The sequence below is a fragment of the Enterococcus sp. C76 genome (assembly GCF_040886985.1).
In the GTDB taxonomy this organism is placed as follows: Bacteria; Bacillota; Bacilli; order Lactobacillales; family Enterococcaceae; genus Enterococcus_B; species Enterococcus_B lactis.
In genome coordinates this window covers 1-207 of record NZ_JBFOEY010000099.1, presented here as the reverse complement: position 1 = coordinate 207, position 207 = coordinate 1, and the positions used below count along the sequence as shown (strand labels likewise).

The 207-nt window shown below is 47.8% G+C and carries 1 protein-coding gene; it reads left to right on the top strand.

Going from position 1 to position 207, the window contains the following annotated elements:
* On the top strand, positions 1-207 hold a 207-nt coding region (locus AB3I00_RS14910; protein WP_368025658.1), incomplete at both ends, for a hypothetical protein.

The window sequence follows — 207 nt, the reverse complement described above, 5'->3', positions numbered from 1 at the left end:
TTTACGCATGCGTTGAATGGCTTTGCGCCGATTACGACTGATTACGTGGCGCCTTTTCATGGGTTAAAAGCCACCAGTAATGGGGACGGAGATTGTCAAGCTGCCGATGTGGCGCAACATTATGTAGGTGGTTGGCATGGGTATTTGAATAACAGTTCGTCTGATACTCAAAATACTCCGACGGCGCAAACAATTGGGCTCCAAGTA